The organism is Pigmentiphaga humi (assembly GCF_900606115.1).
Classification (GTDB): domain Bacteria; phylum Pseudomonadota; class Gammaproteobacteria; order Burkholderiales; family Burkholderiaceae_B; genus Pigmentiphaga; species Pigmentiphaga humi.
The window spans coordinates 32,775-51,319 of the sequence record NZ_UWPJ01000031.1 but is presented as its reverse complement, the minus strand read 5'-3'; the positions used below and the strand labels follow the sequence as shown (position 1 = coordinate 51,319).

The 18,545-nt window shown below is 65.4% G+C and carries 20 protein-coding genes, 1 tRNA gene and 1 pseudogene; 15 read left to right on the top strand and 7 right to left on the bottom strand.

Going from position 1 to position 18,545, the window contains the following annotated elements; translation table 11 throughout:
* The first annotated feature begins 31 nt into the window (after positions 1-31).
* The 4 genes from PIGHUM_RS19925 to PIGHUM_RS19910 all read left to right on the top strand — a co-directional run bounded on the left by PIGHUM_RS19925 (position 32) and on the right by PIGHUM_RS19910 (position 4,073).
* The gene (locus tag PIGHUM_RS19925) at positions 32-1,135 is read left to right on the top strand and encodes an amidohydrolase family protein (protein ID WP_124081471.1); all 1,104 of its coding nucleotides are present in this window, start codon (positions 32-34) and stop codon (positions 1,133-1,135) included.
* Entirely contained in the window at positions 1,123-2,151 is a 1,029-nt protein-coding gene (locus PIGHUM_RS19920) for a DODA-type extradiol aromatic ring-opening family dioxygenase (protein WP_124081470.1), read from the top strand. Before PIGHUM_RS19925 ends, PIGHUM_RS19920 begins: the two co-directional genes overlap by 13 nt.
* A 152-nt stretch (positions 2,152-2,303) precedes the next feature.
* Positions 2,304-2,861, top strand: a complete 558-nt coding sequence (locus tag PIGHUM_RS19915; protein WP_246013363.1) for a MarR family winged helix-turn-helix transcriptional regulator — start codon at positions 2,304-2,306, stop codon at positions 2,859-2,861.
* A 192-nt stretch (positions 2,862-3,053) separates the two neighbouring features.
* Positions 3,054-4,073 (top strand): TerC family protein, encoded by a 1,020-nt coding sequence (locus PIGHUM_RS19910; protein WP_124081469.1) that lies wholly within the window; start codon positions 3,054-3,056, stop codon positions 4,071-4,073.
* Between the two features lie 58 nt (positions 4,074-4,131).
* Here the strand turns inward: PIGHUM_RS19910 and PIGHUM_RS19905 are convergent, their stop codons facing one another.
* The 4 genes from PIGHUM_RS19905 to PIGHUM_RS19890 all read right to left on the bottom strand — a co-directional run bounded on the left by PIGHUM_RS19905 (position 4,132) and on the right by PIGHUM_RS19890 (position 8,032).
* Entirely contained in the window at positions 4,132-5,112 is a 981-nt protein-coding gene (locus PIGHUM_RS19905; protein WP_246013361.1) for a tripartite tricarboxylate transporter substrate-binding protein, read from the bottom strand.
* 79 nt (positions 5,113-5,191) lie between these two features.
* Complete coding sequence (locus PIGHUM_RS19900; protein WP_246013359.1) at positions 5,192-6,415, bottom strand: multidrug effflux MFS transporter; 1,224 nt, start codon at positions 6,413-6,415, stop codon at positions 5,192-5,194.
* Positions 6,412-6,897, bottom strand: a complete 486-nt coding sequence (locus PIGHUM_RS19895; protein WP_124081468.1) for a MarR family winged helix-turn-helix transcriptional regulator — start codon at positions 6,895-6,897, stop codon at positions 6,412-6,414. The genes PIGHUM_RS19900 and PIGHUM_RS19895 overlap by 4 nt, the downstream gene beginning before the upstream one ends.
* A 166-nt stretch (positions 6,898-7,063) precedes the next feature.
* Positions 7,064-8,032 carry a Bug family tripartite tricarboxylate transporter substrate binding protein gene (locus PIGHUM_RS19890; RefSeq protein WP_124081467.1) on the bottom strand — a complete coding sequence of 323 codons (969 nt, stop codon included), beginning with the start codon at positions 8,030-8,032 and terminating at the stop codon, positions 7,064-7,066.
* A 167-nt stretch (positions 8,033-8,199) separates the two neighbouring features.
* On the opposite strand from PIGHUM_RS19890, the gene PIGHUM_RS19885 reads away from it, so the two are divergent.
* From PIGHUM_RS19885 to PIGHUM_RS19870, 4 genes and pseudogenes are all read left to right on the top strand, one after another.
* Complete coding sequence (locus PIGHUM_RS19885) at positions 8,200-8,877, top strand: cysteine hydrolase family protein (RefSeq protein ID WP_124081466.1); 678 nt, start codon at positions 8,200-8,202, stop codon at positions 8,875-8,877.
* 225 nt (positions 8,878-9,102) lie between these two features.
* A complete protein-coding gene (locus PIGHUM_RS19880; RefSeq protein WP_124081465.1) occupies positions 9,103-9,519 on the top strand; it encodes a GNAT family N-acetyltransferase in 417 nt (138 codons plus the stop codon).
* A gap of 164 nt (positions 9,520-9,683) precedes the next feature.
* On the top strand, positions 9,684-9,857 hold the full coding sequence (locus PIGHUM_RS19875; protein WP_124081464.1) for an integrase core domain-containing protein: 174 nt from the start codon (positions 9,684-9,686) through the stop codon (positions 9,855-9,857).
* Between the two features lie 35 nt (positions 9,858-9,892).
* Positions 9,893-10,033: pseudogene (locus tag PIGHUM_RS19870) on the top strand (hypothetical protein); the annotation flags it as partial.
* A gap of 173 nt (positions 10,034-10,206) precedes the next feature.
* Here PIGHUM_RS19870 and PIGHUM_RS19865 read toward each other — a convergent pair.
* Positions 10,207-10,626, bottom strand: coding sequence for a DUF6157 family protein (locus PIGHUM_RS19865; RefSeq protein ID WP_124081462.1), 420 nt, complete (start codon positions 10,624-10,626; stop codon positions 10,207-10,209).
* Between the two features lie 216 nt (positions 10,627-10,842).
* Here PIGHUM_RS19865 and PIGHUM_RS19860 point away from each other — a divergent pair, with 216 nt between their 5' ends.
* Entirely contained in the window at positions 10,843-11,214 is a 372-nt protein-coding gene (locus PIGHUM_RS19860; protein WP_124081461.1) for a VOC family protein, read from the top strand.
* Between the two features lie 132 nt (positions 11,215-11,346).
* Here PIGHUM_RS19860 and PIGHUM_RS19855 read toward each other — a convergent pair.
* A tRNA-Leu gene (locus tag PIGHUM_RS19855) sits at positions 11,347-11,431 on the bottom strand.
* 93 nt (positions 11,432-11,524) lie between these two features.
* On the opposite strand from PIGHUM_RS19855, the gene PIGHUM_RS19850 reads away from it, so the two are divergent.
* Both PIGHUM_RS19850 and PIGHUM_RS19845 read left to right on the top strand, forming a co-directional pair.
* A complete protein-coding gene (locus tag PIGHUM_RS19850; RefSeq protein WP_124081460.1) occupies positions 11,525-11,806 on the top strand; it encodes a peptidylprolyl isomerase in 282 nt (93 codons plus the stop codon).
* Positions 11,807-12,016: 210 nt separating this feature from the next.
* Positions 12,017-13,006, top strand: a complete 990-nt coding sequence (locus PIGHUM_RS19845) for an MBL fold metallo-hydrolase (RefSeq protein WP_124081459.1) — start codon at positions 12,017-12,019, stop codon at positions 13,004-13,006.
* 67 nt (positions 13,007-13,073) lie between these two features.
* On the opposite strand, the gene PIGHUM_RS19840 is transcribed toward PIGHUM_RS19845, so the two are convergent.
* Positions 13,074-13,571, bottom strand: coding sequence for a ProQ/FinO family protein (locus PIGHUM_RS19840; protein WP_124081458.1), 498 nt, complete (start codon positions 13,569-13,571; stop codon positions 13,074-13,076).
* Between the two features lie 228 nt (positions 13,572-13,799).
* On the opposite strand from PIGHUM_RS19840, the gene queA reads away from it, so the two are divergent.
* The 4 genes from queA to secD all read left to right on the top strand — a co-directional run bounded on the left by queA (position 13,800) and on the right by secD (position 18,545).
* Complete coding sequence (queA, locus tag PIGHUM_RS19835) at positions 13,800-14,840, top strand: tRNA preQ1(34) S-adenosylmethionine ribosyltransferase-isomerase QueA (RefSeq protein ID WP_124081457.1); 1,041 nt, start codon at positions 13,800-13,802, stop codon at positions 14,838-14,840.
* A 23-nt stretch (positions 14,841-14,863) separates the two neighbouring features.
* Positions 14,864-15,997, top strand: coding sequence for a tRNA guanosine(34) transglycosylase Tgt (gene tgt, locus PIGHUM_RS19830; protein WP_124081456.1), 1,134 nt, complete (start codon positions 14,864-14,866; stop codon positions 15,995-15,997).
* A 172-nt stretch (positions 15,998-16,169) separates the two neighbouring features.
* Complete coding sequence (yajC, locus tag PIGHUM_RS19825; protein WP_124081455.1) at positions 16,170-16,520, top strand: preprotein translocase subunit YajC; 351 nt, start codon at positions 16,170-16,172, stop codon at positions 16,518-16,520.
* A 153-nt stretch (positions 16,521-16,673) separates the two neighbouring features.
* The gene (gene secD, locus PIGHUM_RS19820) at positions 16,674-18,545 is read left to right on the top strand and encodes a protein translocase subunit SecD (protein WP_124081454.1); all 1,872 of its coding nucleotides are present in this window, start codon (positions 16,674-16,676) and stop codon (positions 18,543-18,545) included.

Genomic DNA, 18,545 nt, shown 5'->3' with positions numbered 1-18,545 from the left:
CCCTGCCCGCCTCGTCCCCCAAGGAGACACCATGTTCAAGAACAAAGCCGTGATCGACATGCACGGCCACATGTCCACGCCGCCCCATTTCCGGGCCCTCGCCTACAACCTGACCGCGCTGCGCACCCCGTCCGGCACCCGGGTCAAGATGCCCGAGGCCGCCCAGCAGGCCGCGCTCGAACGCCATCTGCGCCTGCTCGATGAACGCCAGGTGGATATGCAGCTCATCTCGCCCAGGCCGGTGGCGATGATGCACTGGGAACGCCCGCACCTGGTCGAGAACTGGACGCAGATCACCAACAACGTCATCGCCGACCAGTGCGCGCTGCATTCCACGCGCTTCGCCGGCATCGCCCAGCTGCCGCAGACGCGCGAACTGAACATCGGCGCGTGCGTCGAGGAACTGCACCGCAGCGTCGAAGAACTGGGCTTCGTCGGCGCCCTGCTCAACCCGGATCCGGGCGGCGACCGCTGCGCGCCCGGCATGGACGACCCGGCCTGGTTCCCGCTCTACGCCGCGGCGGAAAAACTGGACGCCACGCTGGTCGTCCACCCCTCGGTCAGCTTCGACCGGCGCATCGAGAAGCTGCCGCACTCCTACCAGTACAACAACCTGACCGAAGAGACGCTGGCCACTGCATTGCTCGAGCGCGGCGAAGTCTTCGGCCGCTACCCGCGCCTGCGCGTGGTGGTGTGCCATTGCGGCGGCGCGCCGCGCAGGCTGCTGGCCGCGGGCGACACGCTGGACGCGAGCCAGCCGCCGGGGCCGTCCAACACCATCGCGGCCAGCGGCGAAAAAGCCGGCGGACAGGTCGGCATGCCCGGCTCCGAGGAAACCGACACGCTGCCCGACACGTCGGCCAATCTGTTCTTCGACACCTGCGCCTACGACCCCTTCTACCTGGAAGCGGCGGTGCGCCAGCGCGGTCCCGCGCGCATGGTGTTCGGCACCGAGACGCCGGGATCGGGCTCGGCCCTGCTCAACCCGCGCACCGGCAGGCCGGCCGACGACATCCTGGCCACCCTGGACAGCTTCGACTTCCTGAGCGAGGCGCAGAAAATCCAGATCGTGCACGACAACCCGCTGCGCATCTTCCCGCTGCTGCAAGGCAAGGAGGGCACATGGCAACGGTAACCCTGGGCCTGGGCACGGCGCACGGCCCGCAACTGATCGTCCCGCCGGAACTGTGGAAGCTGCGCGTGGAGGCCGACCGGAAGAACGCCTCGCTGCACTATCGCGGCGGCGTCTACGACTTCGAGACCCTGGCGCGCCTGCGGCGGGACGAAGCCTTGCCGCGCCATCTGACGCCGGAGGCGCAGGCCGCGCACTTCGAACGCGCCCAGGCGGCGCTGCGGCAAGTGCGCCAGGCCTATATCGACAGCGCGCCGGATATCGCCGTGATCGTCGGCAACGATCAACTGGAGATCTACACCGAGGCCAACATCCCCGCCTTCAGCATCTACCGCGGCGCCCACGTCGAGAACCGGCCGCTGCCCGAGCACGTGGCGCGGGCGCTGCCGCCCGGCATCCTGCAGGCCCAGGACGCCTACAGCCCACCCGCCGACGCGCGCTACCCCTGCCACCCCGAGCTCGCCGACTACCTGCTCGAAGCCATGATGGACCACGGCTTCGACACCGCGCAGTCCAGCCGGCTGCCGACGGGCCCGCACGGCAACGACTCGGTGCCGCATGCCTACGGCTTCGTGTACCGCAGGCTGATGGACGATCGTCCCATCCCCACCGTGCCCGTGATGGTCAACACTCATTACGCGCCCAACCGGCCGCGCGCCGCGCGCTGCTACGACTTCGGCGTGGCGCTGGGCCAGGCGCTGTCGGCCTGGCCGGGGTCGCTGCGGGTGGCGCTGATCGCCAGCGGCGGCATGACGCACTACGTCATCGACGAGTCCTTCGACCTGCGGCTGCTGGAGTTGATGCGCACGGGCGACCGCGCCGGATTGGCGGAACTGGAAGAAACCGCGTTCGCGGCCGGCGGCACGGCGGAGATCAAGAACTGGCTCCCGGTGGCCGGCGCGATGGCGGCATGCGGCCTGCCCATGCAGGTCATCGACTACGTGCCGTGCTACCGCTCGGAAGCCGGCACGGGCAATGCCATGGCCTTTGCCGCCTGGTCCGCGGACAAGGCCGCATAAGCCCGCCGGCCAACCGTCCGGCGTCCGGACCGCGCGCTGGCCCGGATGCCGGCGGAGCCCGCGGTGCTATGATTCCCGGCACCTTGGCGGGCGCGCCGCCGTCCGGCGCCTGCGCCCCCGTTCCCATCTGCCCCGGCGGTACCATGGAGTCCATGGAGTTGATCAGCTCACATCCGGCCCACTTGATCCGGCGCCTGCAACAGATCGCCGTTTCCATCTTCGTCGACGAGGCCGCGGCGTTCGACATCACGCCGGCCCAGTTCGCCGCCCTGATGTCCATTTACGAATATCCCGGCATAGACCAGCTCAAGCTGTCCTATTCGGTAGGCTTCGACCGCACCACCATTGCCGGCGTGGTCGAGCGCCTGGAATCCAAGGGACTGATCCAGCGCTACGTGGACGCGCACGACCGGCGCGCGCGCCTGCTCCAGCTGACCCCTGCGGGCCAGGCCCTGGTCCAGGAAACGAGCCCCCTGCCCGACCGCATCCGCGAACGGCTGCTGCGCGGCCTCACCCAGCAGGAAGCGGCCGAATTCGAACGCATCCTGGCCAAGCTGGTGGACGTCAACAACGAAGCCAGCCGCGTCCCGGTCAAGCGCATGGGCAAGCGCGCCGCCTCCAAAGCGCCGCGCAATGCCCGCGCCCCGCTGCTGGAAGCCGTGGCGTCGACCCGCTACGGCATCGCCGAAGACGAGCCGGACCAGCCGTAGATGATTGACACCATCGCACGGCATTGCTGTAATCGGGACTCCCACGGGGAGTAGCCGGAGCCAGCCTGGCTCACGCAACTGCCGTCAACACGGATCCTCGGCCAGACACGGCCGGGGTCCCGGCAGCGCGACCCGCCCACGCGGCGGAAGGCGAGACCGGACCAGACCTCATCCTTTCAGGAGAAGATCGCCATGGTCTCCATCGGCACCCCGCTGCTGTGGTCGCTGTTCGCACTTTTCGTCGCCGTCGCGCTGGCGGTGGACTTCCTCGCACTGAACCGCCAAGGCGCGCGCAAGGTCACCCTGCGCGCCGCCGCCATCTGGTCGGCCATCTGGGTCGCCGTCAGCTTCGTCTTCGTCGGGCTGCTGTGGTGGCGCCTGGGCGGCCTGGGCGGCGACGCGGTGGCGCGCGAACTGGCCAACGCCAAGGCGCTGGAATTCGTCACCGGCTACCTGGTCGAGAAAGCCCTCGCGGTGGACAACATCTTCGTGTTCCTGATGCTGTTCACCTACTTCGCGGTCCCGCCCGAGTTCCAGAAGCGCGTGCTGATGATCGGCATCCTGGCCGCGCTGGTGCTGCGCGGCCTGCTCATCCTCATCGGCGCCTGGATGATCGCCTCCTTCCACTGGATCCTGTACGTATTCGGCGCCTTCCTCGTCTTCACCGGCATCAAGATGTGGCTGGCCGCGGGCCAGGAGCCCGACCTCGACGCCAACCCCGCCCTGCTGTGGTTCCGCAAGCACCTGAAAGTATCTGACGACTACGACGGCGAGCGGTTCTTCACGCGGATCGACGGCCACCGGACCGCCACGCCCATGCTGCTGGTCGTCTTGCTGATCGGCGTCGTCGACGTCGTCTTCGCGGTCGACTCCATCCCCGCCATCTTCGCCATCACCACCGACCCGTTCATCGTGCTGACCTCGAACGTCTTCGCGATCCTGGGGTTGCGCGCCATGTATTTCCTGCTGGCGGGCATGCACGAGCGCTTCCACCTGCTGCCCTACGGCCTGGCGCTGGTGCTCGTGCTCATCGGCGCGAAGATGCTGCTGATCGACCTGTACAAGATCCCCGTGCAGTGGTCGCTGCTCGGCACGGTGCTGATCCTGGGCGCGACCATGGTCCTGTCGCTGCTGGTATCGCCCCGCCATCCTCCCTCGCCGCGCGGCGCCTACCCCTTCCAGCGCAAGCGCCAGGACGGCAAGCGCTCCTAGGCCGGGCAGGCCTTTCCAGGCTCCCGCCTCGGCCGGCGCGCCACGGCGGAAGCTTTCGTCATTGCGGCTGGTAGCCGGCGTCCTTGACCATGCCCGCCCAGATCCTGTTGGTATTGCGCACGCGCGCCGCCAATTCCGCGGGAGTGCTGGCGGCCGGGATGATGCCCAGCGCCGAGATCTTCTCCGCGAACTCCGGCGCCTTCACCAGCCGGGAAATAATGGCGTTGTAGTGCTGGATCGTGGCTTCCGGCGTGCCCGCCGGCGCGAACATGGCGGTGAAGATGACCTCTTCGTAGCCCTTGATGCCCAGTTCCGCATACGTCGGCACCTCGGGCAGGATGGCCAGCCGCTGCGTGCCGTTCACGGCCGCAATGCGCAGCCGGCCGGCCTGTGCGAACGGCAGCATCGCCCCCACCGAGCCGATGCCGGCGGGAACCTGGCCCGCCACCACGTCCTGGGCCACGGGCCCATCGCCCCGATACGGCACCGCCTTCAGATCGGCCTTCAAGGCCTTGCCCACGATGCCCACCGCGAAATCCGGCGCGCTGGCCGGCGCCGGCACGCCCACATTGCCCTGGCCCGGATGCGCCGCCGCCCATTGGCCGAACTCGCGCAGCCCGGACACGTTGCCCGCCACGGCGGGATTGATCGCGAATACGTCGGGATTGATCGCCACCAGCCCCACCGGCGCGAAATCCGCCTCCGGGTCGTAGCCCGGCTTGAGCAGCGTGAGCGGAATCATCGATACCGAGTGGCTGTTGGACAGGAACAGCGTCAGGCCGTCCGGCCGCGACGCCTTCAAGGCCTGCGCCGCGATCTGGCCGCCCGCGCCCGGCTTGTTCTCCACCACCACCGGCCGGTTCAGCGCCTGCTGCATGCCCAGCGCAAGATGACGCGCGATTACGTCCGTGCTGCCGCCCGGCGCGAAGCCCACGAGAATGCGGATGGGCGCATCGGCCGCGCTGGCCGGCGCGGCTGAGCCTGCCAGCACGGCGGCCAGGGCCAGCGCCATCGCGCGGAACGGAAGAAGCGGTTTCATGGTGAAAAATCCTTGCAGAGGAACGACGAATAACGAGCGGGAATAGCTTACCGCAGCCGGGTCGAGGCGGCCGCGCCTTCTACGCCGGAGCCGCCGCGGGCCCGCGGGTCGCCATCCGGAACGCCGCCAGCCCCGCCAGCGTGAGGAAAATCTGCACCAGCGCGCAGGCGATGGCCGGATCGCTGCCATAGCCCACCAGCCGGGTACCCACGGCCCCCGCCGCCATCTGCCCGAAACCATACAGGCCCGCCGCCGACCCCGTCAGCCCGGGCGCCACCGACAGCGAACGGGACAGCGCCGCCGGGCTGGCCATGCCCGCGCCCATCGTCAGCGTAAAAGTAAGCGCGATCAGCAGCGGCACGTTCAGCCATCCCATCGTCTGCACGATCAGGAACAGCACCGCCATGCTCAGGCTCAGGCACACCCCCATGTAGAGGAAAAGCTCGGTCTGCAAGCGGCCGACCAGGCGCCGCGTCAGCGACGATCCCAGGCTGGCGCCGACGATGGTCACGGCGGCGAACCAGCCTATCTGCGAAATCGGCAGATTCAACTGCCCATGCACGATATAGGGCGCCGTCGCCAGATAAGGATAGAGCGCCGTGCTGGAACAGGCGCCGCCGAGCATAAAGCCCACGAAACGCCGATTCGCCGTCAGCCTGCCATAGTCCTTCGCGATCTTGCCGAAGGCCAGCGCCGACCGGTTCTGATTCGTTTCCGGCAGCAGCCGCCAGGCGCACAGCACCATCACCGCGGCGATGCCCACCAGGAATACGTAGATCGACCGCCAGCCGAACTGGCCGGCCAGAAAAGACCCGAGAATGGGCGACAGGCCCGGCCCGACCAGCGTCAGCAGGTTCAGCAGCGCCAGATCCTTGGTCGCGCGCTCCGGCGTGGAAATATCGCGCACGATGGAACGGCCCAGCGTAATGCCCGCCGCCCCGCCCAGCGCCTGGGCCAGGCGGGCCGCCAGCAGCCACTCCAGCGTCGGCGCGAACAGCGCGAAAACGCTCGACACCAGGTACAGCCCCAAGCCCACCAGCAGCGTCGGCTTGCGCCCGATCGTGTCGGAAACCGGACCGTAGATGAGCTGCCCGAACGCCAGCCCCACCACATAGAGCGTAATGGTCTGCTGCATGCCGGCCGGGCTGGCTCTCAGATCAGCGCCGGCCAGCGGCAGCGCCGGCATGAAAATATGCATGGCCATCGTGCCGCTCAGCGTGACCAGCACCAGCAGCCACAGGGGAGCGCGAACGGACGGCGAAAAAGGCCCCGACGCTGGAGGCGCCTGGATAGACTTCTTCATGCATCCCGCCCCTTCAGCGCATCGAAACGGCGGGCGATCTTCTCCAGCGTCTGCCGCGTCACCCGCAACTCGTCCGCGCTCAGGCCGGCCAGTATGCTGTGCTCGATCTCCATGCTCTTGGCCAGCAACTGTTCGACCCTGGCCTGCCCCTGCCGGGTCAGGCATATCGCCTTCGCCCGCCGGTCCGACTCCTCGACCTCCCACTCCACCAGCCCCATCTGCCGCAGCTGGGTCAAGACCCGCACCAGCGACGACTTCTCCAGCGACAGGATCTCCGCCAGGTCCTTCTGGCGCATCGCTTCGCCCCGGTCGTACAGCGCCAGCAGCGGCGCGCGCGACGCGTCGGACAGCCCCATTTCCTTGAAGTGCAGATCGACCGAACGGCGCCATTTCCGGTAGACGGCGCCCAGCAGGCGGCCGAAGCGGGCATGGGCCTGGTCGGGGTCGAAGGGGGGTGGTGTGGGAGCGGAAATAGGTTGCATGCGAACTATTTTGCTTGATAAATAGTTCGCATGCAACCTATTTTTGTGGCGGCACTACCCCGCTGAACCGCTGATCGTCAGTTTCTTAGATGGGAGTGGCCTGCCCCGTTCACGCTCTTCCACCAAATTTCCGGGCCAGGCCGACAATACGGACGGCGGCAATCGATTAATCAATACGCCCGATTTTCTGCACCGTCGCGGTGAGCATGCTTGCGTCCTCGGCCCAGTATTTTTGGAATTCAGGACCGTCCAGAAACGCGATTTCGGATCCGGCGGCCAATACCAGTTCTTTTACCCGTGAACTTTGGGCGGCCTCTCTTGCAGCGGTGCGCAAGCGCTGCCGGACATTATCCGGAATGCCTTTCGGCGCAAACAGGCCCGCCCATTGCGGAAACTGCACGTTGTAGCCTGATGCGATCAAACTGGGAACATCGGGAAAAACATCGACGGGCGCGGTGCCGTAATGGGCGAGCACCCGCAGCTTGCCTGCTTTGACATGCTCCACCACCGACGCGGGAGAGGTGACCAACGCCTCTACCTGGCCGCCGAGCAGCGCCATGGTCGCGGGGGCCGCTCCCGTGTACGGCACGTGGACCATTTTCAAATCTGCCTGCTGGCGTAGCGCTTCCATGAAAATATGCTGCGTGCCATAAGTGCCGGAAGAGGCATAGCTGATCTCCCGTTCACCCCCCGTCTTGACGAAATCCGCCACGCTCCGCCACTTGCTATTGGCGTTGACGACCAACACAACCGTCTCGGCCGTGAAACGCGCGATTCCCTCGAACTGGTTCATCGAGTACATCGGCTTGCGGTTCATGATCTTGTCGGCCTCGGGAATGACCGAGATCGAATTCAGCGCGAGCAACAAGGTATAGCCGTCCGGCGCTGAATTCGCCACATGCGCCATACCGATCCCGCCGCCTGCTCCCACCCGATTTTCCACCACCACGGGTTTCCCCAAGGATGTCTGCAAAGCTTCCGCAACCGGGCGAGCGATTTTGTCCGCAACACCGCCGGGTGCGAAAGGCACCACGAGGGTGATGGGGCGAGTAGGCCAATTCGTTTGCGCCTGCAGCAGCGACGGCGCCATGAAGACCGCGGCAATGGCGCACGATCGAATAGTGTCTCGGAACATTTCTATCTCTTTTATTTACGTTACCGGACCGATGTTAGGCATCGCCAAAATCGGATGTCCAACTAAAATTCTTTGTAGCGCCTATGAAAAAATATCATTGCGCCGCCACGGGCACGTAAAGCATCGATCTGATAGCCTAGTCCGCGATCAGCTTCGAGGACGATACAGTGCCCTACACCACTCCCCCCAGCATTATCGAAAGAATCGAACGCCGCCGTGGGCAGACCGTCCCGGCTCTCGATCCGGCGACCACCGCGCTCGTTATCGTCGATATGCAGAATTATTTCGTCCGCGAGGACTATGCTCCCCGCTCGCATGCCGCGCGCGGCATCGTAGACGAAATCAACAAAGTGGCCGAGGCGGTTCGCGGAAGCGGGGGGATGGTCGTCTGGATCCAGACGACGGCCGAAGGCGCGCTTCTGCACTGGTGGCGCCATCATGCGGAAGGGCTCAACGCACGTGCGCGCGGCCTGAGACTCGAAGGGCTCAGCGAGGACAGCTCCGGTTTCTCCCTTTATGAGGGATTGGATCACCGGCAGGAAGATATCTACGTCAAGAAAATAAAGTTCAGCGCATTTGCGGAGGAATCGTCCCGCCTGGACGCCATTCTGAAAGAGCGCGGCATCGAGACCACGGCGATCTGCGGCACGTTGACCAACGTATGCTGCGACTCGACAGCCCGGGACGCCATGATGAAGAACTACAGGTCCATCATGATCTCAAACGCGAATGCCGCACTGACCGAATCGGAACACGGTGCCTCGCTCGACACGTTCCAGGCATTCTTCGGTTACGTCATGAACGGGGACGAATTTATCGCGCATCTGGACGCGGGAGCCGTTTAAGAGGTGCGCCAGCCACGCGGCGTCAACTGGCGAACGCCGCCGGCACGGCGATCGCCAAGACTCCCGACTGCCTCCATGCCAAGGCGTACATCGCGCTGTTGTGCATCGTCCTGGCGGTAATACAGGCGGTCTGCGAGCTGCAGCTCCGCCCGGACTGCATGTTCATGACATCATAGAGGTACGCGCAAAACAACGTACAACGTGCCAATGTTCTCAATTATTCCAATGACGATCGATGACTATGATTCGGTCATGGATTTAATGAAAAAGACGCCCGGAACCACCTTCCGCGACGCAGACTCCTATGAAAATACCCGCCGTTACCTGGAGAGAAATCCCGAGCTGAGCTTCATTGCGAAGATCGAGAGCGAAGTGGGGGGTTTTATTATGTCCGGCCACGACGGGCGGCGCGGATACCTTCAACATCTCGTCGTTGCGCTGGCACACAGACGAAAAGGCATAGCGAATGCGCTCGTTGAATCCTGCCTCGCCCGCCTTGAATCGATCGGCATAACAAAAAGCCATATCGATGTGATCAAAACAAATCTCGATGCTCAAAAATACTGGGAGCATCGAGGGTGGATTTTAAGAACCGACATCCACCGCTATTCATTCATCCGCAACGGCAGGGAAAACTCCTAACGATTTGATTGCAGGAAGAGAACGGCCCGCGCATCGACCTGCCTGTTGAAACTGACCTGCTCCCCGTGATTAGTACCAAAACGATGTAGGGTCCGTTCCAAGAGGAACGGCAATGAAAAAGCGATTCACGGAAGAACAGATCATCGGAGTGCTCAAGGAAGCCGATGCAAGCGTTAAACGAACATTGGTTCCTGTCATTGCGGCAGGCCAAATCGTTGATAGAAGCATGGCGCATCGAGTACAACACCGAACGGCCACATAGCTCTCTGGGCTATCTGGCGCCGGCGCAGTTCGCCAAGGGCTATCGGCAAGAAGAGATTTTTAACCCCGGACTCTAAATCAACTTAGTACTAAATCCGGGGGCAGGTCAGCCTGGCTGGGCCTGCTGTCGTGCGGCGCCGCGATGACGGCCCTGGGCTTGAGCTATGCGCCGCGCCGCCTCGTGGCTGGCGCTGGGGCGGCAGCGGTAGCCGGGCTGGGAGCGCTCATCCGAGCGGTTTTATCGCATACGTAGCAATGACGTCCGCGGGCGTAGCAGCCGGGCCGATACGGATCAACAAGCAGGCTCGGGAAGTCGCTGTTGCCTGGATGCGGTAGAACGGGGCCGTTCGGCCGTTCTACATGTACGTACTCCCGGATCTGAGGGGCTATTCAGGGACACCGCTACTCTGTTCAGAACGCCCCGGTTCACTTTTCTAGGGATCCCCCTGGCTGTCGCTGGCTGCGCATTCCGGCCACGATTTTCAGGTCCTTGCGTGTGCTTAGTTCGCGGTAGGCATCGGTTTCAATGCCGTAGGCGGCGATCTTCGAATCGGCATCGTGGTGGACACCCCAGCCGAACTGCTTGACCAGCGGCGAGGCGCGCAGGCAGGCCTGGGGCTTCGCGAAGAACGCCTCGCGCGCACGCGCGCGATCTTCCGGGGCAATGCCCTGGCGAATGGCGTGCACCTCGAACAGCAACTCGTCGCTGGTGAAGTAGTAAGGCTGCGCAGTCAAGAGCTGGTGCTGGATCTGCGCGGTGGAGCCTGCTTTCGACGGCGCCTGGCCCATGGTGACCGTACTGTCGGGTGAAACCGTGATAAAGGTTGCTACGTAGTTGGTTGTCATGGTGTTCCTTGGCGCTTCACCCGCGGCTTCTGTCCGGGGATAGATCTCCGCCATTACTCAATTGACTAAAGTTGAGTGCCATCCACCGCTATTCATTCATTTGCACGGCAGATCAAATTCCTAACGATTTGATTGCAGGAAAAGAAAGACTGACGCATCAACTAACCTGTTGAAACTGCCCTGCGCAGCCCCCCATTAAGTGCGAAGGAGTCCGAATTGCAAGTCAAACGTGTAGTGGCCAACGTTGAGACGCCCGATCCCAGTCGAGCCCGCACCTTTTATCAAGACATTCTCGGCCTCGAGCTTTTGATGGATCACGGCTGGATTCAAACCTATGGATCTCGTGCCGAAATGACCGTTCAATTGAGCTTCGCGGCGGAAGGCGGATCCATGACCCCCGTGCCGGACCTATCCATCGAAGTGGACAATGTAGACGAGGCGCTCCAGCTTATGAAGGATTCAGGCTTTTCCGTCGAGTACGGGCCAGTTGATGAACCGTGGGGGGTTCGCCGGTTCTACGTACGCGATCCGTTTGGAAAGCTGGTCAACATCCTTGCACACATCCAAGGCCATGCGATACGCAGGTGATCAAGACAGACGCTGTACTTCGCTATCAGAAGCTGTCTCTGCAGATTGAACATCGGCTTGGGGCCACAAGCGGCCGTCGGGATAGAACAAAAAAGCCGTTCCCGCCTAAGCAGGAACGGCTTCTTCTTGTGCTGGTGCCCGGGGCCGGAATCGAACCGGCACGCCTTGCGGCGGGGGATTTTGAGTCCCCTGCGTCTACCAATTTCACCACCCGGGCAGGGCTTCGGCGCGAGCGGCCGAAGGGAGTGAGCCGCAGATTATAGCCACAATTTTGCGGTACTCTGTCCTTCTTACCTAAACGGAGCAAACCATGGCCCACGCAAGTGCCCGCCACATCCTGGTCTCGTCCGAGGCCCAGTGCAACGAACTGAAGGCCGCCATCGAAGGCGGCGCCGATTTCGCGCAATTGGCCCGCGAGCACTCGTCCTGCCCGTCGCGCGCGGACGGCGGCAATCTGGGGACGTTCGGCCCCGGCCAGATGGTGCCCGAGTTCGACAAGGTCGTGTTCAGCGCGCCCGTCAATGTCGTACAAGGTCCCGTCAAGACCCAGTTCGGCTATCACCTGGTGGAAGTCACCAGCCGCCAGGACTGACGCCCGACGCTTGGCGCCCAAGGCGCCAGGCTGTCATCCAGGCCGCGCCGCACGCGCGGCCTTGTGTTTTCCCCCGCTGCCGCTCGGCACGCTCCAGGCATCTCAACGGCCGAGACGCCGGCTTGAACCGCCTTCCCTCCCTCTCTTAGTCTGCACTCCTTGCCAATAAAAGCATCGGCCGCCCGCGCGCCGAGCACCGAGGAGGAGCCCATGACTATCCGCAACTTCTGCATCCTGGCGATCGCCTGCCTGATGAGCGCCGCCGCGAACGCGCGCGAAGCAGCCGGCGCGGCGCCGCCTGTGCAATCGGGGCCGCCGGAAATGGTGGTGACGCTGCTGGGCACGAGCACGCCGGATCTGTCGGAGCGGCGCTTCGGCTTTTCCGTGTTGGTGCAGGCCGGCGGGCTCAATCTGGTTTTCGACGCCGGACGCGGCGCGGCGATCAGGCTGGGGCAGTTGCGCATGCGGCCGTCGGAGGTGGATGCGGTATTCCTGACGCATTTCCACTCCGACCATATCAATGGCCTGGCCGATCTCTGGATGACGGGCTATCTGGGCGCGGGCCGCAACGGCAGGAAGATGCCGCTCGAGCTTTACGGCCCGCACGGGACGGAGAAGCTCGCGCGCGGCATGATGGAGACCTACCAGGCCGATGCGACGATCCGCTTCGCCGATGAGCCGTCTGCCCTGCCCGCCTCGCGGATCGCCGCGCGGGACGCCGCTCCGGGCGTGGTGTTCGAGCGGGCCGGGGTCAAGGTGACGATGTTCCAGGTGTTCCACGGCGCGGAGATCGAGCCCGCCATGGGCTACCGGGTCGACTACGCCGGCCGCTCGGTCACGCTCAGCGGGGATACGCAGCCCCACCCCAATGTGGAGAAATTCGGAGCGGGCGCGGACGTGCTGATCCACGAAGTCGCGCTGGCGCCCGGCGACATCGAATTGACGCCGCGCATCCGCGAAGTGCTCGCCCACCACACCTCGCCGGAGGAGGCCGGCGCGCTGTTCCGGCGCGCGGCGCCGCGGCTGGCCGTCTACTCGCATATTTCGCGGCTGCCCGGACCGCGCGGCCGGGCGACGCTGGAAGACCTGGTGAAGCGCACGCGCACCGCCTACGCGGGCCCGCTCGCCGTCGGCGAGGACTTGATGCGCATCCGCATCGGCGAAGGCATCTCCATCCTGCAAATGCAGGACAACTTCTGAGCCGAGGACGCCGAACCCGCGAGAGTAGCGCAGGGCGCCCCGGAATCAGCGAGGCGTCATGCCAAGGCTAGGACGCGTCGCCAGGCTCGGAAGAAGGCGCGTCGCCCGCGTTCGCGGGCGACGGGGTCTTGGCCGGTTTCTTGGTCTGGCGCTGCTGCCGCCGGGCCAGCATCCTGGCTCGCTGCGCTTCAGCAGCGGTGACCGTACCGCTGGGCGCGCCGGCCAGGTCCACGCGCGCGCTGCCTTCCGTCAGGCAGCTCCAATAGCGTTTGCCTTGGCACCAAGCGGCCAGGGCCTGCTTGAGAATCTCCGCATCCAGGCCATGCGCGGCGTTCTGCTTGAGGTCGTCGAAGATGCCGATCTTCAGCGGCAGCTTGGGCGCAGGATGTTTGGGGAACACGCCTGGAAAGTGGCGCTGCAGCCGCGAAATCGCCACCACCACGGGGTCGACCGCAGGCTGTGCGGCGGCGCGCGGCCGCGATGGGGGTTTGCGCGGGGCGCGGGTTTGCTGCTTCTTCTGTTCGGCGAGCTGCTGCTTGAGCGCCGCCAGCGCTTCGAATCCCATGTCTGTCCGTCTGTGTCTGGGGGGATGGAAAACAGTGTAGCCCGTCGCCTCGCCATATGGCGTCGCGGCAATGGAAGTTTGCCCGAATATCCGCAATGCCGATGGCGGCGCGGGTAGGACCTACGGACGCTTGATGCGTAGGTCCAGCGTTCGAGCCATTTACCGCCCACCAGCGGCCGGCGGGTTAACATAGGCGGTTTTTCCGCTTTTCTTTCAAGCCCTTACGCCGTGTCCGAGCTGACTCTCGACGATTTCGATTACGACCTGCCGCCCGAACTGATCGCGCAGGCCCCCGCGGCGGACCGAACCGCCAGCCGCCTGCTGCACCTCGACGCCGCGGGCGCGCTGCACGACCGCCAGTTCGCCAACCTGCCCGGCCTCTTGCGCCCGCACGACCTGCTGGTGTTCAACGATACGCGCGTGATCAAGGCGCGCCTGTTCGGCGAGAAACGCAGCGGCGGCAAGGTCGAGGTGCTGGTCGAGCGCATTACCGAGCCCGACCGGGCGCTGGTGCACCTGCGCGCGAGCAAGTCGCCCAAGGCGGGCGCGGTGATGCGGCTGGCGGATGCGTTCGAGGTGACGATGCTGGGCCGCGAGGCGGACCTGTTCGACCTGCGCTTCCCCGCCCCGGTGCTGGAACTGCTGGCCGAGCATGGCCAGACGCCGCTGCCGCCCTATATTACGCATACGCCCGATACCGGCGACGATACGCGCTACCAGACGGTCTATGCGCGCGAGCCGGGCGCGGTGGCCGCGCCGACGGCCGGCCTGCACTTCGATGAGCCGCTGCTGGAGACGCTGCGCGCGCAAGGCGTGGAAACCGCGTTCGTGACGCTGCACGTGGGCGCCGGCACGTTCCTGCCGGTGCGCGCGGACAAGCTGTCCGAGCATGTGATGCACAGCGAGCTCTATACGCTGCCGCAGGCGACCGTGGACGCCATCGCGCGCGCCCGGGCCGCGGGCGGGCGGGTGATCGCGGTGGGCACCACCAGCGTGCGCGCGCTCGAATCGGCCGCGGCGTCGCACTGGCCGCTGCAGGCCACGCGCGGCGATACGCGGCTGTTCATCACGCCCGGCTATGCCTTCCGCGTGGTCGATGCGCTGGTCACCAATTTCCACCTGCCCAAGTCGACGCTGATGATGCTGATCTCGGCGTTCGCGGGCATGGACCCCATCCGCCGCGCCTACGCCCACGCGGTGGCCCGGCGCTACCGCTTCTTCAGCTACGGCGACGCGATGTTCATCGAACACCGGCCGGCGCAGGCCTGATCCACGATACCTTGTACAGCCCGATGAACGGACTCTCATTCGAATTGCTGGCCACCGACGGCCAGGCGCGCCGCGGGCGCGTCACCCTGAACCACGGCGTGGTCGAAACGCCGATTTTCATGCCGGTGGGCACCTATGGCACGGTCAAGGCCATGGCCCCGTACGAACTGGAGGAGATCGGCGCGCAGATCGTGCTGGGCAATACCTTCCACCTGTGGCTGCGGCCCGGCACGCAGATCATCGATGCGCATGGCGGCCTGCACGGTTTCATGCAGTGGCACAAGCCCATCCTGACCGATTCGGGCGGCTTCCAGGTATTCAGCCTGGAAGGCCTGCGCAAGATCACCGAGGAAGGCGTGCGCTTCGCCTCGCCGATCGACGGCGCCCGGCTGATGCTGACGCCCGAGGAGTCGATGCGAATCCAGCGCAGCCTGAATTCGGACATCGCGATGGTGTTCGACGAGTGCACGCCCTACGAGATCGAGGGCCGCCCCGCCACCGCCGAGGAAGCAGCCAAGTCCATGCGCATGTCGCTGCGCTGGGCGCGGCGCTCGCGCAATGCCTTCGACGAACTGGAGAATCCCAACGCGCTGTTCGGCATCGTGCAGGGCGGCATGTTCGAGGCGCTGCGCGACGAATCGCTGGCCGGCCTGCAGGAGATCGGTTTCCACGGCTACGCCATCGGCGGGCTGTCTGTGGGCGAGCCCAAGGAAGACATGCTGCGCATCCTGCGGCACGTCGGCCCGCGCCTGCCGCAGGACCGGCCGCGCTACCTGATGGGCGTCGGCACGCCGGAAGACCTGGTCGACGGCGTGTCCCACGGCGTGGACATGTTCGATTGCGTCATGCCCACCCGCAACGCCCGCAACGGCTGGCTGTTCACCCGCTTCGGCGACGTCAAGATCCGCAACGCGCGCTACCGCGACGACACCAAGCCGCTGGATGAAACCTGCGGCTGCTACACGTGTCGAAACTTCTCGCGCGCCTACCTGCACCACTTGTTCAGGTCGAACGAGATCCTGGGCGCCCGCCTGAACACCATCCACAATCTGCACTACTACCTGCAATTGATGCAGGAGATGCGCGACGCCATCGATACCGGCACGTTTTCCGCCTGGCGCGCGCAATTCGCCGCGCAACGGGCCCGGGGAGTCTAGGCTCCGCTACGGACCTGTACAATCCGGCAGCGCGCCGGCAGGTGCTCGCGGCTACCGGGCGGCGCGGAGGCCCGATGTGGGTTATCCCTAGACAGTGCCCGGAACCGCCCCAGGCGGGCTGGGCTACAATTTTGAGTTGTTTTCGACGCAAGTCATTGATTCCGGAGAAGAAATGCTGACATCCAACGCGCTCGCCAACGTCCTGGCGCAAGCTGCCCCTGCGGCGGGCGGCGAAGGCGCCCTGATGGGCATGCTGCCCATCCTTCTGATGTTCGTGATCCTCTATTTCCTGATGATCCGTCCTCAGATGAAGCGCCAGAAGGAACACAAGAACTTGGTCGCCGCCCTGGCCAAGGGCGACGAAGTGGTCACGGCGGGCGGCATCCTGGGCAAGGTCGTCCAGGTCAACGATACCTATATTTCGCTGGAAGTCGCTCGTGAAGGCGAGCGCGCCGTGGAAGTGCTGGTCCAGAAGACCGCCGTCCAGACCGTGCTGCCCAAGGGCACGATCAAGGCGCTGTAGGCCGGGCGTCTCATCGCTGGCCGCCGGTTCCTCCCGGCGGCATCGATGCACCCGGGGGCGGGCGCCAGGCGCCTCGGCCCCCTTTTTCGCATCTTGCGGCTTGTTCCAGCGGCACAGGCGCCGGTGCGCCAGCCTTCCGAGGTTTGATTACCGATGAATCGCTACCCTCTCTGGAAGTACATCATGGTCGCCGTGGCGGTCGTGGTCGGCTTCGTCTACACCCTGCCGAACTTCTTCGGCGAATCCCCCGCCGTGCAGGTATCCAGCGTCAAGGCGACCGTCAAGGTCGACAATGCCATGGCGGGCCGCGTCGAGCAGATCCTGCAGGACGCCGGCATTTCCAATACGGGGCTGTACTTCGAGCAGAACGGCCCGGTCGGCACGGTGCGGGCGCGCCTGGCCTCGACCGACCAGCAACTGCGCGCGCGCGACGTGCTGGAAAAAACCCTGAACCCAGACGCCGCCGACCCGAACTACGTGGTCGCGCTGAACCTGCTGTCGGCCTCCCCCGCCTGGCTGCGCTCGCTGCACGCCTTGCCCATGTACCTGGGCCTGGACCTGCGCGGCGGCGTGCACTTCCTGCTGCAGGTGGACATGCAAGGCGCGCTGACCAAGCGCTACGATGCCATGACCGGCGACGTGCGCACGCTGCTGCGCGACAAGAACATCCGCCACAACGGCATCGACCGCGTCGGCCAGAGCATCGAGATCAAGCTCCGCGACGCCGCCACCCGTGACGCCGCCCGCGACGTTCTGCGCACCGGCCTGCCCGACCTGCAGCTGAACGACCAGGACGCCAGCGGCGAATTCAAGCTGGCCGGCGCGCTCAGCCCGCAGGCGATCAAGACCGCGCAGGACAACGCGCTGCGCCAGAACATCACGACGCTGCACAACCGCATCAACGAACTGGGCGTGGCCGAGCCGGTCATCCAGCAGCAAGGCGCCGACCGCATCGTGGTCCAGCTGCCGGGCGTGCAGGACGTCGCCAAGGCCAAGGACATCCTGGGCCGCACCGCCACCCTGGAAGTGCGGCTGGTGGACGACTCGCCCGAGGCGACCAGCGCGCTGGCCAGCGGCACCGTGCCTTTCGGGCTGGAGCGCTACACCGACCGCGACGGCCGCCCGGTGCTGGTGCGCCGCCAGGTCATCCTGACCGGCGAGAACCTGCAGGATGCCCAGGCCGGCTTCGACAGCCAGAACCAGCAGCCCGCCGTGCACCTGACGCTGGACTCCAAGGGCGCGCGCATCTTCCGCGACGTGACCCGCGACAACGTCGGCAAGCGCATGGCCATCCTGCTGTTCGAAAAGGGCAAAGGCGAGGTCGTCACCGCGCCGGTGATCCGCACCGAGATCGGCGGCGGCCGGGTGCAGATCTCGGGCAGCATGAGCACGGTCGAGGCCAACGACACCGCGCTGCTGCTGCGCGCCGGCTCGCTGGCCGCGCCCATGGAGATCATCGAGGAACGCACCATCGGCCCCAGCCTGGGCGCCGATAACATCGAGAAGGGCTTCCACTCGGTGGTCTACGGCTTTGCCGCCATCGCCGTCTTCATCGCGCTGTACTACGGCCTGTTCGGCATCTTCTCGGTGATCGCGCTGGCGGTGAACCTGCTGCTGCTGATCGCGCTGCTGTCCATGCTGCAGGCGACCCTCACCCTGCCCGGCATCGCGGCCATCGCGCTGACGCTGGGCATGGCGATCGACGCCAACGTGCTGATCAATGAGCGCATACGCGAGGAGTTGCGCAACGGCGCCACGCCGCAGCAGGCCATCCACCTCGGCTTCGAGCGCGCCTGGGGCACCATCCTGGACTCCAACGTCACCACGCTGATCGCCGCCGTGGCGCTGCTGGCCTTCGGTTCCGGCCCGGTGCGCGGCTTCGCCATCGTCCACACCATCGGTATCCTGACCTCGATGTTCTCGGCAGTCGTGGGTGCCCGCGCGCTGGCCAACCTCTGGTACGGCCGCCGCAAGAAACTGACCAAGATATCCATCGGTCAGGTCTGGAAACCCAAAGAGGTCTGA

Excerpts from the sequence above, each read along its gene's own strand:
- tgt (WP_124081456.1), top strand. The coding sequence starts at position 14,864 with ATGAACGGACTCTCATTCGAATTGCTGGCCACCGACGGCCAGGCGCGC.
- PIGHUM_RS19865 (WP_124081462.1), bottom strand. The coding sequence starts at position 10,626 with ATGACAACCAACTACGTAGCAACCTTTATCACGGTTTCACCCGACAGT.
- PIGHUM_RS19895 (WP_124081468.1), bottom strand. The coding sequence starts at position 6,897 with ATGCAACCTATTTCCGCTCCCACACCACCCCCCTTCGACCCCGACCAG.
- yajC (WP_124081455.1), top strand. The coding sequence starts at position 16,170 with ATGCTGACATCCAACGCGCTCGCCAACGTCCTGGCGCAAGCTGCCCCT.
- secD (WP_124081454.1), top strand. The coding sequence starts at position 16,674 with ATGAATCGCTACCCTCTCTGGAAGTACATCATGGTCGCCGTGGCGGTC.
- PIGHUM_RS19920 (WP_124081470.1), top strand. The coding sequence starts at position 1,123 with ATGGCAACGGTAACCCTGGGCCTGGGCACGGCGCACGGCCCGCAACTG.
- PIGHUM_RS19910 (WP_124081469.1), top strand. The coding sequence starts at position 3,054 with ATGGTCTCCATCGGCACCCCGCTGCTGTGGTCGCTGTTCGCACTTTTC.
- PIGHUM_RS19880 (WP_124081465.1), top strand. The coding sequence starts at position 9,103 with ATGACGATCGATGACTATGATTCGGTCATGGATTTAATGAAAAAGACG.
- PIGHUM_RS19840 (WP_124081458.1), bottom strand. The coding sequence starts at position 13,571 with ATGGGATTCGAAGCGCTGGCGGCGCTCAAGCAGCAGCTCGCCGAACAG.
- PIGHUM_RS19850 (WP_124081460.1), top strand. The coding sequence starts at position 11,525 with ATGGCCCACGCAAGTGCCCGCCACATCCTGGTCTCGTCCGAGGCCCAG.
- PIGHUM_RS19890 (WP_124081467.1), bottom strand. The coding sequence starts at position 8,032 with ATGTTCCGAGACACTATTCGATCGTGCGCCATTGCCGCGGTCTTCATG.
- PIGHUM_RS19915 (WP_246013363.1), top strand. The coding sequence starts at position 2,304 with ATGGAGTTGATCAGCTCACATCCGGCCCACTTGATCCGGCGCCTGCAA.
- PIGHUM_RS19905 (WP_246013361.1), bottom strand. The coding sequence starts at position 5,112 with ATGAAACCGCTTCTTCCGTTCCGCGCGATGGCGCTGGCCCTGGCCGCC.
- PIGHUM_RS19875 (WP_124081464.1), top strand. The coding sequence starts at position 9,684 with ATGCAAGCGTTAAACGAACATTGGTTCCTGTCATTGCGGCAGGCCAAA.
- PIGHUM_RS19925 (WP_124081471.1), top strand. The coding sequence starts at position 32 with ATGTTCAAGAACAAAGCCGTGATCGACATGCACGGCCACATGTCCACG.
- PIGHUM_RS19900 (WP_246013359.1), bottom strand. The coding sequence starts at position 6,415 with ATGAAGAAGTCTATCCAGGCGCCTCCAGCGTCGGGGCCTTTTTCGCCG.
- PIGHUM_RS19845 (WP_124081459.1), top strand. The coding sequence starts at position 12,017 with ATGACTATCCGCAACTTCTGCATCCTGGCGATCGCCTGCCTGATGAGC.